General features: G+C 67.6%; 14 protein-coding genes. 9 read left to right on the top strand and 5 right to left on the bottom strand.

Annotated elements, in window-relative coordinates; genetic code table 11:
* Positions 1 to 8 precede the first annotated feature (8 nt).
* Complete coding sequence (locus NPA30_RS02835) at positions 9 to 2,168, bottom strand: phosphatase PAP2 family protein (RefSeq protein ID WP_256800817.1); 2,160 nt, start codon at positions 2,166 to 2,168, stop codon at positions 9 to 11.
* Between the two features lie 193 nt (positions 2,169 to 2,361).
* On the opposite strand from NPA30_RS02835, the gene NPA30_RS02830 reads away from it, so the two are divergent.
* The gene (locus tag NPA30_RS02830; RefSeq protein WP_256800816.1) at positions 2,362 to 3,471 is read left to right on the top strand and encodes a pyridoxal phosphate-dependent aminotransferase; all 1,110 of its coding nucleotides are present in this window, start codon (positions 2,362 to 2,364) and stop codon (positions 3,469 to 3,471) included.
* 7 nt (positions 3,472 to 3,478) lie between these two features.
* Here the strand turns inward: NPA30_RS02830 and NPA30_RS02825 are convergent, their stop codons facing one another.
* Both NPA30_RS02825 and NPA30_RS02820 read right to left on the bottom strand, forming a co-directional pair.
* Entirely contained in the window at positions 3,479 to 3,751 is a 273-nt protein-coding gene (locus NPA30_RS02825; RefSeq protein WP_256800815.1) for a sel1 repeat family protein, read from the bottom strand.
* A gap of 405 nt (positions 3,752 to 4,156) precedes the next feature.
* Entirely contained in the window at positions 4,157 to 4,864 is a 708-nt protein-coding gene (locus NPA30_RS02820) for a glutathione S-transferase N-terminal domain-containing protein (RefSeq protein ID WP_256800814.1), read from the bottom strand.
* Between the two features lie 173 nt (positions 4,865 to 5,037).
* On the opposite strand from NPA30_RS02820, the gene NPA30_RS02815 reads away from it, so the two are divergent.
* The 4 genes from NPA30_RS02815 to NPA30_RS02800 all read left to right on the top strand — a co-directional run bounded on the left by NPA30_RS02815 (position 5,038) and on the right by NPA30_RS02800 (position 8,271).
* Positions 5,038 to 5,211 carry a hypothetical protein gene (locus NPA30_RS02815; RefSeq protein WP_256800813.1) on the top strand — a complete coding sequence of 58 codons (174 nt, stop codon included), beginning with the start codon at positions 5,038 to 5,040 and terminating at the stop codon, positions 5,209 to 5,211.
* Positions 5,178 to 5,627, top strand: a complete 450-nt coding sequence (locus tag NPA30_RS02810) for a GFA family protein (RefSeq protein ID WP_456238250.1) — start codon at positions 5,178 to 5,180, stop codon at positions 5,625 to 5,627. Before NPA30_RS02815 ends, NPA30_RS02810 begins: the two co-directional genes overlap by 34 nt.
* Before the next feature lie 134 nt (positions 5,628 to 5,761).
* Positions 5,762 to 7,222 (top strand): AMP nucleosidase, encoded by a 1,461-nt coding sequence (locus tag NPA30_RS02805; protein WP_456238252.1) that lies wholly within the window; start codon positions 5,762 to 5,764, stop codon positions 7,220 to 7,222.
* An 11-nt stretch (positions 7,223 to 7,233) separates the two neighbouring features.
* Positions 7,234 to 8,271 (top strand): endonuclease/exonuclease/phosphatase family protein, encoded by a 1,038-nt coding sequence (locus NPA30_RS02800; RefSeq protein WP_256800810.1) that lies wholly within the window; start codon positions 7,234 to 7,236, stop codon positions 8,269 to 8,271.
* Here the strand turns inward: NPA30_RS02800 and NPA30_RS02795 are convergent.
* Entirely contained in the window at positions 8,258 to 10,261 is a 2,004-nt protein-coding gene (locus tag NPA30_RS02795) for a putative bifunctional diguanylate cyclase/phosphodiesterase (RefSeq protein ID WP_256800809.1), read from the bottom strand. The two genes, NPA30_RS02800 and NPA30_RS02795, sit on opposite strands and share 14 nt — an antisense overlap.
* A gap of 280 nt (positions 10,262 to 10,541) precedes the next feature.
* Here NPA30_RS02795 and NPA30_RS02790 point away from each other — a divergent pair, with 280 nt between their 5' ends.
* Complete coding sequence (locus tag NPA30_RS02790) at positions 10,542 to 11,579, top strand: class I SAM-dependent methyltransferase (RefSeq protein ID WP_256800808.1); 1,038 nt, start codon at positions 10,542 to 10,544, stop codon at positions 11,577 to 11,579.
* A 78-nt stretch (positions 11,580 to 11,657) separates the two neighbouring features.
* Here the strand turns inward: NPA30_RS02790 and NPA30_RS02785 are convergent, their stop codons facing one another.
* A complete protein-coding gene (locus NPA30_RS02785) occupies positions 11,658 to 13,322 on the bottom strand; it encodes an electron transfer flavoprotein-ubiquinone oxidoreductase (RefSeq protein WP_256800807.1) in 1,665 nt (554 codons plus the stop codon).
* Positions 13,323 to 13,508: 186 nt separating this feature from the next.
* On the opposite strand from NPA30_RS02785, the gene NPA30_RS02780 reads away from it, so the two are divergent.
* The 3 genes from NPA30_RS02780 (at position 13,509) to NPA30_RS02770 (ending at position 16,200) form a co-directional block, all read left to right on the top strand.
* On the top strand, positions 13,509 to 13,838 hold the full coding sequence (locus NPA30_RS02780; protein ID WP_256800806.1) for a DMT family transporter: 330 nt from the start codon (positions 13,509 to 13,511) through the stop codon (positions 13,836 to 13,838).
* 44 nt (positions 13,839 to 13,882) lie between these two features.
* Complete coding sequence (locus NPA30_RS02775) at positions 13,883 to 14,803, top strand: uracil-DNA glycosylase (RefSeq protein WP_256800805.1); 921 nt, start codon at positions 13,883 to 13,885, stop codon at positions 14,801 to 14,803.
* Positions 14,804 to 14,952: 149 nt separating this feature from the next.
* Complete coding sequence (locus tag NPA30_RS02770; RefSeq protein ID WP_256800804.1) at positions 14,953 to 16,200, top strand: MFS transporter; 1,248 nt, start codon at positions 14,953 to 14,955, stop codon at positions 16,198 to 16,200.
* Positions 16,201 to 16,222: the final 22 nt, after the last annotated feature.

Raw genomic sequence — 16,222 nt, 5'->3', positions numbered from 1 at the left:
GACCTCGCTCAGAGGTCCAGGATGATCTGCTCGCCGATCACATGGCGCAGCCACCAGTCGCGCGGCGCCACCGGGTTGCCGAGGCGATCGATGATGGTCAACGCGGGTGCGCTGTCGGCCTGGCCGGTGATGGTGATGCGGTCGCCATCGAAGCTCGTGAAGGTCGACTGGATCGGGTCGCCATAGGTCGGCGCCTGTTCGAGCAGGATACCCACCGCCACCCGCTCGCCGAGCCGCAGGCTGTCGTAATAGTCGGAGTAGTAGTGAACGCCAGCCATGTTGCGACCGATGGCGATGTTCGCCGCCAGCTTGTCGAGTTCGCCCTGGATCGTGAGCACGCCCGCGCTGGCCGGATCGTCGATCAGCGCGCTGCCATCGTCCTTCGGGACATAGGCGATCCGCTTGCCTTTCCAGCAGAGCGGCCGCTCGAGGCTGCCGTCGCAGTCTTCGAACATCTCGAAGAACGCCTTGATCATGGTCACGCAACCGCCGGCGACCGTCGCGTGCCCCGCACCATAGGCCGGGTGCATGGGCGAGCCCTCCGGAAAAGCCATGGGCAGGAGCAGGTTGCAGTCTTCGTGCGGTTGGAAGTCGGGTTTGGCAGGCGGCGTGCAGAGGACATGGCGAAGCGCCGGGTCGAGGCCGTTCTGCGCCTTGTTGTGGTCGGTGACCGCCGCTCTCAGCTTCTCCGGCAGTTCGTTGAGGAGATGGCGGAAATCCCGCTCGGCGCAGCCGAGCCGTCCCCCTTCCTTGCAATTCAGCAGCGTCAGCCGGCCGCCGATCGCTTCCGGCCGGCAGCGGCGATGGAAGTTGAACTTCTGCCGGCGCACGGCCTTCAGGCAGCGCGTCGCGACCTCGGTCACGAGCGACAGGATGTGCGGTCCGCCGAAGGTCGCGAAACCGGTGCGTCGGCCGGCGAAGTCGCCGGCGGCGAAGCTCGGCTCGGGGAAGCCCCTGGACGTCGGGATCTTCATCGAATCGAGGATGAGGACGGCGTTAAGATAGGCTTCGTAGAGGGCATCGAAGTGCACGTAGCTGGCGAGGTCGCGCGGCGTCGTGATGAAGCGTCGGTGCGGCACCAGCCAGAGATCCTGGTCGCGGAAGTCGGCGCCGTTCTGCGCGTCCCGCCAGGACCACCACTCCGTCAGATGATCGAGGCAGGGCCGATGCGCCTGCGCCCGTTGGTCGATCACCAGCGTTCCGTAGCGGACATAGCCGTCGGCGATTCCGTAGGTCGTGCTGGGGTGAGCAGCCAAGGTCGCGCCGGCCAGCGAGGGTGAGCCGATCAGCATGAATTGCGACAGGTACGGGCCTCGCAACGCTCCGGGCGTCGAGCCGCGAAACACGGTCTGCGTCGTCAGCGGGGCGGTGAGTTCCGCTGTCGGATCTTGGGTGCGAGCGAAGCGGCGATTGCGCTCGAAGCGGTTGAGGCCTGTCGCGCCCGCCGTGGTCGCCGTCGAGGAGCGCACGCCGACACCTGTGTAGAAGGGCATCGTGTTCAGGAGATCGACGATCTCCTGCCCGGAGAAGATCGCCTCGTCGCCGCCGTCGCAGAGCTTCGTCTTGTCGCCGCCCGCCACGATGGCGGTGAACGGAACGTCGCGCAGCAGCGCCAGCGCATAGAGTTCGGCCACCTCGGCGGCGAGTTCGGACGAGCCGATGCGCGGTGCCGGGGCCATGCCGACCGAGCCGGCATCCGGCCCCTCCAGCTCGTAGACATGTCCGGCCCTCGGGCTTTCCCACCCGCGCCACTTCGGCGGGACCCGATCGGCCGGCTTCGGCGCCTCGGTTTCGCTACAGCCGCCGGGCTCCCGGGTCTTCTTGGGGTCGTGCGGGATGGTACAGTCATAGGTGGCAATCGGCAGCGTGGGATGGCCCTGGAAGCCGATCTTGCCACTGACGAACAGGTTGTTGTTGTCGGAGTTTATCGCCTCGACGAAGGCCGCATAGTCCTGCCCATCCGCCAGGAGTCCGAAGTGATCGTGCAGCAAGCCCTTCGTGAAATTCGAGGGAAACCCGGCGCTCGAATAGTTGATCTCCTCGCCGTTCGCCTGCGTCTCGACATGCGGCCGTGTCCTCGAGATCTCGGTGGCGAGATCACGAAGCCGCTTTGCCCGGTTCGCTTGATCCGTTCCGTTAGGGCATGGGACAGCATGTGGCAGGCGCATCGCGGACCTCCTCTCCTGGATGAACCGCCTAATCTTAGATTGTATTATTTTAAATAACAACCAGAGCGTCTTGAACGGGAGTCTCATCCCGAGTGCGTTGCGTCGCGCGAACGCGGCGACACGCCGGGCACCAGGCTTGCGCAGCGTGTCGAGCTCCGCCAAGAGTCGGCCACCCGTCACGGACGCTCCTGCGATGACCCTCTTCACCCCCCTCGCCCGCTCGCTCCCCGCCACCGTCCCCTTCGTCGGACCCGAGGCGATCGAGCGCCGCACCGGCGCCCGCTTCCGCGCGCGGCTCGGGGCGAACGAGAGCGTCTTCGGACCGTCGCCACGGGCGCTGGAGGCAATGCGGGCCGCTGCGGCGGACAGCTGGTCCTATGGCGACCCGGAGGTGCACGATCTCAGGCAGGCGATCGCCGCCCATCACGGGCTCGATGCCGCGCAGGTGACGGTCGGCGAAGGCATCGACGGTCTGCTCGGGCTGCTGGTGCGCCTGACGCTGGAGCCCGGCGACCGGGTGGTGACCTCGCACGGCGCCTATCCGACCTTCAACTTCCACGTCGCCGGCCATGGTGGCGTGCTGGAGATGGTGCCCTACAGGGACGATCGAGAGGACATTGGCGCGCTGATCGACAGGACGCTCTCGGTGCGGCCGAAGCTTCTCTACTTCGCCAATCCCGACAATCCGACCGGCAGCTGGCACGAGCGGGAGGCGGTGGAAGAACTGGTCGATGCCGTGCCGGAGGAGACGATCCTGGTTCTCGACGAGGCTTATCTCGATCTGGCGCCGGCTTCCGCGGCGCCGCCGATGACCCTGACGCGACCGAACCTCTTGCGCTTCCGGACCTTCTCGAAGGCATACGGGATGGCGGGCGTGCGTGTCGGATATGCGGTGGGCGAGCCGGAGGCGATCCTCCAGTTCGACAAGGTGCGCAACCATTTCGGCGTGTCGCGCATCGCGCAGGCCGGGGCGCTGGCGGCGCTCGCCGACCAGACCTATCTCGCGGCGACCGTCGAACGGATCTCGGCGGCGCGAGAGGCGCTGCAGAAGATTGCGGCGGTGCACGGGCTTCATGCCCTGCCCTCGGCCACCAACTTCGTCGCGATCGACTGCGGCCGCGACGGTGAGTACGCCCGCGCCGTCCTGGCGGGGGTGCTCGATCAGGGGGTGTTCATCCGCATGCCCGGCGTTGCGCCGCTCGACCGGATGATCCGGGTCACCGTCGGACGCGACGAAGACCTCGCACTGTTCGCCGACGCCCTGCCCGTCGCGCTCGATCGCGCGGCACGGCTCGCCGGATGATCGCGATTCAGTGCAGCGTCAGCCACTGGCGGGCGGCGCGCAGCGCCTTGCCGATCTCGGTCTTCGACATCTGCTCGGCCACTTCCTGCCGATAGAACGAGGCGCGCTCGGCACCCTTCTGGTCGGCGAGGTTGAAGTACATGTGAGCGGCGACGAGATCGACCGCGCCGTCGCGGCCCGAGGCGCAGCGCATCCCGAGTTCGAAGAGGATGTCGGCGCCCGGGGCAACGACGCCGCCGGCGGCGGCCATGCTCGGGTCGAGAAGTTCAAAGCGTGCCATGTCTTCATTCCCTGTTGCTCGCCGGCGCCTGGTTTTGCTTGCCGGTCTATGGGAAGAAGAATGCCCTCAGTCTTTGAAAGGCTCGCTAAAAAGCGTGCCTAATTTGAGTTAAAGGCCCCGGTAAGAAGCGCGAAAGACTTGCCGCACGCGCGTGGCGAAAGCCCTGAGAAACCGGCTTTCTCTGAAATTCGGAAAGACCTCTTTAAGGCTGGCGGGCAAGCAAGCGTTCAGCATGCGGCGCGTTCGGGATCGCCAGCCGTTTCCCGTCGCCGGCCGCTTCAGCGGGCCGATCCCGCGTCTCTCGAGGAATTGCCAGCCGATGCCGCACGCCGCGACACGAGGCGATCCGCCACACGTCCCGAGCCCGAGCCCGAGACGTGTGACGTTCCGATCGAGTGACCCGGCTCAGCGGGCCTTCTGGCCGAACAGGACGCTCTGGGCGTTCTTGTCGGTGGCAAGGTTCATCTTCGCGCGCTCGGCCTCGCCGACCTTGACGCCCCGCTCGACCGCCGGACGCGCGAGGATCGCGTCGAACCAGCGCTTGAGGTGCGGGAAGTCCTCGATCTCCTGGCCCTGGTTCTTGTAGGGCCGGACCCAGCCGATGCAGGCCATGTCGGCGATCGAATAGTCGCCGGCAAGGTACTCGACCTTCTCGAGGCGCTTGTTCATCACGCCGTAAAGCCGGTTCACCTCGTTGGTGTAGCGGTCGATGCCATACTGGATCTTCTCCGGCGCATAGTTGCGGAAGTGGTGTGCCTGACCGGCCATCGGGCCGAGGCCGCCGACCTGCCAGAACAGCCACTCCTCGCAGGCGACCCGGGCCCGCTCCTCGGTCGGGTAGAACTTGCCGAACTTGCGGCCGAGATATTGCAGGATCGCACCCGATTCGAACACCGAGATCGGCTCGCCGCCAGGACCCTCGGGATCGACGATCGCCGGCATGCGGTTGTTGGGCGAGATCGCCAGGAAGTCGGGCTTGAACTGGTCGCCGGCACCGATGTTCACGTACTCGACGTCGTAGGGAACGCCGAGTTCCTCGAGCATGATCGACACCTTGAAGCCGTTTGGCGTCGGCCAGTAATAGAGCTTGATTGGACTGGACTGCGTCGTCATGGCGACCTCCTGGCATGCCCGTTGCAATGTCGGGGAAGCTAGCGGCAACCGCCGATGACGCAATCGGGCGGTTTGCGCACGCTTCGTTCAGCTTTATGAACGGGAGCTGAAAATCAGGGTCAGCGCCAGTTCAGCCACAATCGGCGATAAAGGTGGCGCACGAGGAGAGCGAGATGATACTCAGACTGACGATCCTGACGACGCTGATCGCCCTGTTCGCCCTGTCCTTCGCGGCGGTGGTCGGCAACGGCGTCCACGGCACCCGTTCGGCCTGGTCGGGCAGCGACTGCGGCAGCGGCGGCTACGGCACGGCGTGCCGGCATATGTCCGACAACGGCTTGTTCTGACGTTCGTGCGTACGGGCGGCTGCCAGTGCGGCCGGTTGCGCTGCGAGAGCGCCGGCGAACCCCTCGCCCTGCACGTCTGCCACTGCCGGGAGTGCCAGAAGCAGTCGGCCTCCGCCTTCGGCATGTCCCTCACCGTGCCTCGCAGCAGCTTCAGCCTCACGGCCGGCGAGCCAAACGTCTGGTCGCGACCGACCGACAACGGCGGCCGCTCCGAGGCAGCCTTCTGCCCGGCCTGCGGCTCACGCGTCTGGCGTCAGGCGTCGGCGACGTCGGAGACGCTGAACGTGAAGGCCGGCTCGCTGGACAAACTGATCGACCTTGCTTCGGCCGTGCACATCTGGGTGAGCCGCAAGCTCAGGGGCGTCGTCATCCCCGAAGGGCTCGAGCAGCATCCCCGGGAGCCGCCCGCCGGTTGAAGGGCGACGGACGCGCCCGGTGCGGGTTCCCCTCGGGCGCGGTCGAGCCGTTCATGCCTTTCGCGCTTCCTGCGCGCGGACTATCAAGGGTCATGACGCAACCTTCGCCGAGCCACCCCGATCCGAGCTTCGTGATGCCCGAACCGGCCAACGACCGGCTCTTCCACGATGCCGAGGCGGCCGTTGCCGAACTGACCCGCCTGTACGGGCGGGCATCGCGCTTTCTCGCCGAGCATTTCGCCACGGTGCTGGAAAGCGGCGATGCGAGCCGGCGCTATCGCGCGTTCTACCCGGAGATCGCGCTGTCGACGCACAGCCATGTCCGGGTCGATTCGCGTCTCGCCTACGGCCACGTTCCCGGACCTGGGCGCTATTCCACGACGGTGACGCGGCCGGACCTCTTCAGCGACTACCTGACGCAGCAGATCGCGCTCCTCATCCGCAACCACGGCCAGCCCGTGCGCGTCGGCGATTCCGCGACCCCCATTCCGCTGCATTTCGCCTTGCCGGAAGGCAGCTACATCGACGGCGCCCAGGCCGAGCGATTGGCCAAGCCACTGCGCGACATCTTCGACGTGCCGGATCTCGCTGCCACCGACGACCGGATCGTCAACGGCAACTTCACGCCGCAGGCGGGCGAGGCGATGCCGCTCGCGCCCTTCACCGCCCAGCGGGTCGACTACTCGCTGCACCGGCTGCAGCACTACACGGCGACGAGCCCGACCCACTTCCAGAACTTCGTGATCTTCACGAACTACCAGTTCTACGTCGACGAGTTCCGGGCGATGGCGCACGCCCTGATGGCCGGCGGCGGGGCCGGCTACACCGCCTTCGTGGAGCCGGGCAACCGGATCGTTCAGGCCGGCGAGAAACCGGCGACGGGGGGGGCCGAGCCCTCGCGCCTGCCGCAGATGCCGGCCTACCACCTCACCCGTCCGGGCGCGGGGGGCATCACGCTCGTCAACATCGGGGTCGGTCCGTCCAACGCCAAGACGATCACCGACCACGTCGCCGTCCTGCGCCCGCACGCCTGGCTGATGCTCGGCCACTGCGCGGGCCTGCGCAACACGCAGACCCTCGGCGACTACGTGCTCGCCCACGCCTACGTGCGCGAGGACCACGTGCTCGACGCGGACCTGCCGATCTGGGTGCCGATCCCGGCGCTGGCCGAGGTGCAGGTGGCACTCGAGCAGGCCGTCGCCGAGACGACGGGGCTTGAGGGCTACGACCTCAAGCGGATCATGCGCACCGGCACGGTCGCCACGATCGACAACCGGAACTGGGAGTTGCGCGACCAGACCGAACCGGTGGAGCGGCTGTCGCAGTCGCGGGCGATCGCGCTCGACATGGAGTCGGCGACGATCGCCGCCAACGGCTTCCGCTTCCGCGTGCCCTACGGGACGCTCCTGTGCGTATCCGACAAGCCGCTGCACGGCGAGTTGAAGCTGCCGGGCATGGCGACGGACTTCTATCGCACCCAGGTCTCGCAGCACCTCCAGATCGGCATCCGCGCCATGCAGAAGCTCGCCGAGATGCCGCCGGAACGCCTGCATTCGCGCAAGCTCCGGTCCTTCTTCGAGACGGCGTTCCAGTAAGGGGGCCGGCGTTGCGTCATCTGCCGCGTCTGGCCGGCCCTGCCGCCCTGGTCGCCGCCATGCTCGTCGCGGTGGCCGTCCTCTGCGGCTTCTTCGGCAGTCGCCACGCCGCTTTCGATGCGCTGGGGCAGTTGCGCGCCCAACTGGCCGTCCTGCTGGTCTTCCTGTCCCTCGCCAGCCTCGTCGCGCGCTTCTGGGCCGCCGGGATCGCGACGCTCTGCGTTGCCGCCCTGGCGCTGTGGAGCATCGTTCCCTTCATGCTGCCCCCCGGCACTGCGCCGCCGCTGCCCGAGGGCCGCGCCGCCTACACGCTGCTGCAGATGAACCTGCGCTACGATGCGACGGATCCGGCCGAGGCGATCCGCCGGATCGGCGAAAGCGCCGCCGACGTGGTCACGCTCGAGGAGGTCACCTTGGCATGGCGCGCGCGGCTGCAGGCCCTGGCCGACCGCTATCCGAGCCAGACCTTCTGCGGCATCGACGGACTCAAGGGCGGTGTCGCGCTCCTGTCGCGCCGGCCGCTGGCGGCCGACGACGTGGCCGACTGTCAGGCGCGCGAAGGGTATCTCGCCGGCCGCTTCGACCTCAACGGCACATCCCTCACCGTGGTGGCGCTGCACCTGCAATGGCCCTGGCCGTGGCACCAGCCCGCGCAGGCGAGCTATCTGCTGCCGCGCTTTGCCGCCCTGCCGCATCCCTTCGTCGTCGCCGGCGACTTCAACGCCGCGCCCTGGAGCGCCACGGTGCGCAGGATCGCGGCCGCCGCGCGGGCGAAGATCGTCGGCGGGATCGGGCCGAGCTGGATCGCCGCCCCCTTGCCGCCGGCGATCGGCCGCTATGCCGGGCTGCCGATCGACAATCTGCTGGTGTCGAGCGAGGTCGAGGTCGCCGCCGTGACCCGCATGACGGCGACCAGCTCCGACCATCTGCCGGTGATGCTCGGCTTCACCCTGCCGCCGGCCACGCCGCGCCCGACACCGCCCTCGATCGACTATGTCGAGCGGCATCCCGAAGGTGTTTCGCAGTCCGGCCGCCTCAGCCGGCGCTGATCACCACGCGGATCGGGTTCGAGGCCTCCGCTGCAATCAGGCTCCGGAAGCCGTCGAGCGCGGTCGGGCGGCCGAGATGGTAGCCCTGGGCCCACTCGACCCGGAGAGACTTCAGCAGCGCCAGGTGACGCTCGGTCTCCACCCCTTCCACGACGAGACGCTGACCGTGATTGCGGATCAGCCGCACCATGTCCTCGAGCAGCATGTGGCCGGCGCCCAGCGTCGCGCCGTGCAGGAACGAGCGATCGATCTTGACGGTGTCGAAGGCGATGGTGCGCAGGCAGGAGAGGCCCGCAAAACCGGTGCCGAAGTCATCGAGCCAGAGCTGGATGCCAAGCTGTCGGAGCTCGTTGATGCAGCGCAGGACGTCGGCGTTGCCCTCGATCTCGCGCCCTTCGGTGATCTCGAAGGCGAGGCGCTGCGGGTCGATGCCGGTCTCCGAGAGGACCCCGGCGACCATGATGGCAAAGCCCGGCGTCTTCAGCTGGATCGCCGAGACGTTGACGCTGACCACCGGCGCGAGATCGGCGGCGATGAGCTCGAGGCAGGCGGTCTCGAGCGCCCAGCGGCCGAGTTCGACGATCGCCCCGGTGCGCTCGGCGACGGGGATGAAGATATTGGGCGGGATCATCCGTCCGTCGCGGCCGCGCAGGCGCATCAGCGCCTCGGCAGCCTCGATGCGCCCGGTCGAGACCCGGCGGATCGGCTGGTAGACGAGCGAGACGAGATCATCCGCGATCGCGGACTTCAACAGCGTCGCGATGTCCTCGTTCTCTTCGCCGAGACTGCCGTCGTTCTGATCGAACACCCAGGCGCAGTTCCGGCCGCTGCCCTTCGCCCGGTAGAGCGCCGTGTCGGCCTCGCTGATCAGCCGCTCCACTCGCTTGGCGCTGGAATTCGCCGTGCTGGCGGCGCCGATGCTGACGGTCACGACGCCCTCTCCGTCGGGACGACGTTCGTGCGGCAGACGCAGATCCTCGACGGTGCGCCGGATCGATTCGGCGAAATGGGCGATGCCGGCATCGTCCGACACGGCGGCGAGCACGATGAACTCCTCGCCGCCGAACCGTCCGACGGTGCCGTCCCAGCCCTGCGCGAGATCGGCCAGGGCATTGGCGACCAGGGCGAGGCAGCTGTCGCCCTCCTGGTGGCCGTAGTGATCGTTGAAGTTCTTGAAGTAGTCGATGTCGATGAGCACCGCGGCGAAGCTGCGGCGTTCGTCCTGCCAGGCCTGCCAGTAGGCGGCCAGGTCCTCCTCGATCGCGCGGCGGTTCTTCAGCCCGGTCAGCGGGTCGGTGTTCGAGAGGCGCAGCAGCTCCTTGCCGCGCTCGACCACCTCGTCCTCGCGCAGCTTCGCCTTCAAGGCGTTCAGGAAGACGTGGTAGCGCTCGACGTTGAGCTTCCAGTTGACGAGAAGCGTCAGCGTGAAGCTCGAGACGTAGAGAACGAGGCTCGAAACGTAGTACTCCGCCGGCATCGGGAACGACAGCAGCATGGCCGTCAGAAACGCGACCATGATCCCGCACGACAACAGGATGGCTAACCTGATCCTGAAGTTGAACAGGAGGTTGGCGACCATCATGAAGATCACGCCATAGGCCATGTAGTAGGAGACGTTGAAGGCGTATCCACTGGATGTCGCGAAGGCGAGCCAGCTCCCGTAGGCCAGCAGGACGATCGAAGCGCAGGTCGTGTCGATCCAGTCGGCGGCGACACCACGGCGGTACTGCCAGCCCACGACCATGACGAAGATCGCGCTGAGGATCAGGCGCGTGGCCACCAGAGGCGGGGCGACGTCGGGGATGAGGTAGAGGTCGACCAGGCCGAAGGCGCTGTAGGTCGCGCTCGCGAACCACATGGTGAAGTGGCCGTCCTTCTTGCGCGCCGCTTCCCGGCTCGTCCGGAAGCGCGTGGTGAGTTCGGCCGAGCGGGCGGCCCACCAGCGTTTGGCGAGTTCGATCTCCACGATGTCGCAGAGAGGCATGGTCATATCGGCACTCTCTTCACCTGCGCGGTGCCGACGGATCGCCGACAGAACAAGGGCCTTCGCTCCGATCATACCCGCGGCAACCACAAAATCCGCTTAAATGGATGCCGCGATTATGAGTAAAACCCGTGAACGCCGCTGCGACACCTCTCACCACTTCACTACAAGCTCAGTGACTTACTAGGCCGTCCTTTAACTGTGTTTTGCATTTTCTGAAAATTTTACGCACCATCCGTTCATGCTTCGCTAATCTTCTGCGGAGTGGGGCGCTCGGGGGTTCGACGTGAATACACAGTTTGCATTCGACGGTGAGAGTCTGATCACGCCGGAGCAGATCGCAGCACAGACCGAGACCGCGAAGCAGCGGCCGGCCGGCGCCGCCATCGGCGAGGGCGAAGCGGAGCTCATGCTGGTGCTGCAGCGCGCGCAGCAGCGCTTCGAAAACGGCGCAGCGCCGGCTGGCGTCCTGCACGACATCTTCCTCCAGCTCAACCGCCTTCGCCGGACGCTGCCGGCGGACGTCTGGCGCGATCTCGTGCCGCTGGCGCAGGCCCACCCGGTCGCGACCTTCATCCACGAGGATCCGTTCACCCGGTGGTCCTTCGAGAAGCCGCGCGGCTACTCCGGCGATGCGGGGCTGCTCGACTTCATCTACGGCCACGAGACGGCGGCCCCGGCGATCGCCGAGACCTCGGCCAACGGTCGGACCCTTTATGACTACACCAGCAGCGCGCCTGCAGCGGCGGCCGTCAGGGAGCGCCGCGAGCTGCTCGCCCGCCACGTGGACTCCATCGCGTCGAGCCGCGAGACGCCGATCGAGGTGCTGACGATCGCCGCCGGCCACCTGCGCGAGGCAGAACTGTCGCAGGCGCTCGCCAAAGGCCGGATCGAGCGGTGGGTGGCGCTCGACCAGGATCCGCACAGCGTCGGCACCATGACGCGGGACCATGCCGGCACGGTCATCGACCCGATGAACGGCTCGGTGAAGGGGCTTCTCACCGACGCCTATCCGCTCGGCACGTTCGACTTCGTCTACGCGGCCGGCCTCTACGACTACCTCCCGGAGGCGGTCGCCGTCCGCCTGACACGCAAGTGCCTGTCGCTCCTGAAGCCCGGCGGCACGTTCCTGTTCGCCAACTTCTTCGACGACATCCGGGACGACGGCTTCATGGAAACCTTCATGAACTGGCCGCTGATCCTGCGCTCCGAAGCGGAGATGTGGGGCATCGTCAACCGCAGCGTCGACCGCAACCAGGTCGACAGCCGCGTCGAGTTCGGGGCGAACCGCAACATCCTCTACGGGATCATCGAGACGCGCTGAGCGACGACGAAGCGGGACGGCCGGACCTCGGCCGTCTTCGCTGGATCGACCGAGGATCGCAGCCGCCGATCGACGGCCTCACATCACCTGGTAGACCGGTCCCTCACCGCCCTGCGGCGGCACCCACTCGATGTTCTGGTTCGGGTCCTTGATGTCGCAGGTCTTGCAGTGGACGCAGTTCTGCGCGTTGATCACGAAGCGCGGCTCGGCCCCCGCCTCTTCCACCCATTCGTAGACCGCCGCCGGGCAGTAGCGCTGCGACGGCCCCGCATAGACGTCGTGTTCCGACCGCTTCTGCAGCGCCATGTCCTTGACCACGAGATGGACCGGCTGGTCCTCCTCGTGGTTGGTGTTGGACAGGAACACCGAGGACAGGCGGTCGAAGGTGAGAACGCCGTCGGGTTTGTCGTAGGGAATGGGCTGGTGCCGTGCCGCCGGCTCGGTCGCCGCGTGATCGGGCTTGCCGTGGCCGAGCGTGCCGAACAGCGACACGCCGAACAGGCTGTTGGTCCACATGTCGATCCCGCCGAGGAGGACGCCGAGACCGGTGCCCCACCGCGACCAGAGCGGCTTCACGTTTCGCACGGGATAGAGGTCGCGGCCGATGGAGGAGCTGCGCCAGCCCGCTTCATAGGCTTCGAGTGTGTCGTGCGACCGCCCCGCGGCGATCGCCGCCGCCGCCGCCTCGGCCGCCTGCATGCCCGATTCCATGGCGTTGTGGACGCCCTTGATGCGCGGCACGTTGACGAATCCGGCCGAACAGCCGATCAGCGCGCCGCCGGGGAAGGCGAGCTTCGGCACCGACTGCCAGCCGCCCTCGGTGATGGCGCGGGCCCCGTAGGCGATGCGTTTGCCGCCGGCGAGCAGCGGCGCGACGTCCGGATGGGTCTTGAAACGCTGGAACTCCTCGAACGGCGAGAGATACGGGTTCCGGTAGTTCAAGTGAACCACGAACCCGACGTAAACCTGATTGTTCTCAAGATGATACAGGAAGGAGCCGCCACCGGTGGCGAGATCCAGCGGCCAGCCGAAGGAGTGCTGCACCCGTCCCGGCTGGTGCCTGGCCGGATCGATCTCCCACAACTCCTTGATCCCGATGCCGAACTTCGGCGGCTCTCGCCCTGCGTCAAGGCCATGCCCAGCGATCAGCCGCTTGGCGAGCGATCCGCGCACGCCCTCCCCGATCAGCACGTACTTGCCGAGGAGCGCCATGCCTCGCTGGTACATCGGACCGGGCGTGCCGTCGCGCTGGACGCCCATGTCGCCGGTGGCGACGCCGAGCAAGGTGCCGCTCGCATCGGTGAGAAGCTCGCTTGCCGCAAACCCCGGATAGATCTCGACGCCGAGCGCTTCCGCCTTCTCGGCAAGCCACTTGCAGACGAGGCCGAGCGAGACGACGAAGTTGCCGTGATTGCCCATCAGCTTCGGCATCAGCGCGTTGGGCAGGCGAACCGACCCCCCGGCGCCATAGAGGTAGAAGCGGTCGTCGGTGACCGGCGTCTGGATCGGCGTCTCCTCGGTCCGCCACTCCGGCAGCAGCCAGTCGAGCGCCGACGGATCGAGCACGCAGCCCGACAGGACATGGGCGCCCACTTCGGCCGCCTTCTCCAGCACCACCACCGACAGCTCCGGGTCGAGCTGCTTCAACCGGATCGCCGCCGCCAGTCCAGCCGGCCCCGCGCCGACGATGACGACGTCGAACTCCATCGCTTCGCGTTCGGGGAGGTTCGTCGTCTGGCTCATCATTCCTCGCTGGGGTTCGATAGGAGGGTCAGCGTGTGGGAACCGCGGCGCGGCGGCATGACGGCCGCGGCCCTGCCAAGGGTTCTAGACGGATCTGCCGGCGGAGCAACCACGGGCCGGCGGCGGCGGCTTGACCGTCTGGCCGTCGACCCGCGATAGAGCCCCTCGACGCCCTGGGAGCCCGCCGTGAATGCCATCATCCTCCTCGTCGCCATCCTCTGCGAGATCGTCGGCACCACGGCGCTGAAGTCGTCTGCCGGCTTCACCCGGCTGACGCCGTCGCTGCTGACGGTGGTGGCCTATGCCCTCGCCTTCTACTTCCTGGCGCAGCCGCTGCGCACGATGCCGGTCGGCCTTGTCTATGCCATCTGGTCCGGCGCCGGGATCGTCATTCTGGCGACGATCGACCGTCTGTGGTTCCGCCAGCCGATCGACGCGGCCGGACTCGTCGGGATCGGGTTGATCCTCGCCGGCGTCCTCGTCATCAACCTCCTGTCACGCAGCGTCGGCCACTGATGGAGGATCGCCTCGGAGCGACAAAGGCGCTACACCAAGTCCCGATGCACGCCGAGACGTCCCCGCTCTCCCCTCAGGCCGCTGCGGCCCTCATCGCTTGGTTCCGCGACGCCGGCATCGATGCCCTGGTGTCCGAGGCGCCGCGCGACCGGTTCGCCGAGACCGCAGCAGAGGCCGCGGAGCGAGCCGAACGACCCGCCCATCCACCCACTCCGGAAGGCCGGGCGGCGGTGGCGGTGCCTGCGGGCAGCCCGGCGCAGCCTGCGGAGCGGGCGCTGCCACAGGGCGAGGCCGAGGCGGGTGGCGCCTTTCCCGCGACGGCCGTTGCCGTGCCGGACGAGATCGCCATCGCAGACGCGCGCGAGCGCGCCGCATCGGCTGCGACGCTCGATGAGCTGCGCGAGACGCTCGCGGGGTTCACGAGCTGCAATCTCAGGCTCACCGCCTCCAGCCTCGTCTTCGGCGATGGCGACCCCCAGGCCGACCTGATGCTGATCGGCGAGGCGCCGGGCCGCGAGGAGGACCTCGCCGGCCACCCCTTCGTCGGCCGCTCCGGGCAGTTCCTCAACCGGATGCTGGAAGCGATCGGACTCGAGCGCGACAGGGTGCGTGTCACCAACACCGTGCCCTGGCGGCCGCCCGGCAACCGCGCACCGACCCCGGCCGAAACCGAGATCTGCCGCCCGTTCCTGACGCGCCACATCCAGCTCGTGCGGCCCAAGGTGCTGATCTGCCTCGGCTCGCCGTCCGCCAAGATGGTGCTGCAGACGCAGGAGGGCATTCTGCGCCTGCGGGGCCGCTGGACGAGCTACAGCTTCGGCCTCGGTCCGGGCGAGACGATCCCGGCCATGGCCATGCTGCATCCGGCCTATCTCCTGCGCCAGCCGGCGCAGAAGCGGCATGCCTGGCGCGATCTCCTCAGCCTCAAGGAGAAGCTCGACGCACTCGCCGCAGGCTCTGCGTAAGCTTCGACACGCCGCAACCGAATTCCTGTCGGAAACACGACACAACCCGTCTCTATGACGCCAGCCGAACGGTGACAGCTCGCGTACATCCCGGCCTTCGGCGATTCGCTTCGGGATGCGGTCGCCGACGCTTCCAAGGCTTCTTCATCATGTCCGTGCCCATTCTTCCGATCTTCTCGCTCCTGACCTCGACGCTGTTCCTGATGGCGGGCGCCGGGCTGGAAGGCATCCTTCTGCCGGTGCGCGGCTCGATCGAGGGCTGGTCGCCCTACGAGATCGGCCTCATCGGCACGGGCTACGCCGTCGCCTTCACGCTCGGCTGCATCTTCGTGCCGCCGCTGGTGCGCCGCGCCGGACATGTGCGCACCTTCACGAGCCTCGCCGCGCTTCTGGCAATCGCCGTCCTCCTCCACGCGCTGAACGTCCATCCGATCGCCTGGATCTTCATCCGCGGCCTGTCCGGCTTCGCGCTCGCCGGCTGCTACATGATCGTCGAGAGCTGGCTGAACGAGCGCGTGACCAACGAGACCCGCGGCACCGTCTTCTCGCTCTACATGGTCGTGACGATGGTGGGCATGATGGGCGGGCAGTACATCATGCCGCTCAGCCGGCCGGAGCTGACCAATCCCTTCATGATCTGCGCCATCCTGTTCGCCTTCGCCGTGCTGCCGACGGCGCTGTCGAAGGCGCCGGCGCCGAAGGACCTGACCACGGCGACGATGGACCTGCCGCTGATCTATCGCAATTCGCCGGCGGCGGCGGTCGGCGTCTTCCTCGCCGGCATCAACGCCGGCGCCTGGAACTCGATGTCGCCGGTCTTCGGCAACAAGCTCGGCTTCTCGACGGCCGAGATCGCGACGCTGCTCGTCGCCACCATGGCCGGCGGCATCGTCTGCCAGTTCCCGCTCGGCCGCTTGTCCGACCGCTTCGACCGGCGGTACGTGATGGCGCTCGCCGGCACGATCGGCTTTGCCGTCTCGATCCTGACGCTGGTGTCGGGCCTGAACACGCCACTGCCGCTCTTCGGCGCGGCCTTCGTACTGGGCGCCGTCCTCTATCCCGCCTACTCGCTCGCGGTGGCGCACGCCAACGACTATGCCGCCGACCAGGATTTCCTGAAGATCTCGAGCGGCCTCCTGATCCTCTATGGCTTCGGCACGATGGGCGGCCCGATGGTCGCCGCGAGCCTGATGGACGGCTACGGCCCGAGCGGCATCTTCCTCGCCGTCGGCGCGGGCAACGCGGCCTTCGCGCTCTATGCCTTCTACCGCACCTTCCGCCGCAGCGCGCCGCCGGTGGAGGAGAAGTCGGACGTGCCGGTTATTCCGGTCACCCGGCCGCAGACCCCGACGACGCTCGCGCTCGACCCGCGTGCCGAGCAGGTGGCGGCGGAGTAGCACCGGCGCCACAGCCGCCGCC

Origin of the sequence: Mangrovibrevibacter kandeliae, assembly GCF_024519155.1 — a bacterium.
GTDB classification, from domain to species: domain Bacteria; phylum Pseudomonadota; class Alphaproteobacteria; order Rhizobiales; family Rhizobiaceae; genus Mangrovibrevibacter; species Mangrovibrevibacter kandeliae.
The sequence above is the reverse complement of the archived record's forward strand: the minus strand, read 5'-3'. Positions and strand labels throughout refer to the sequence as shown.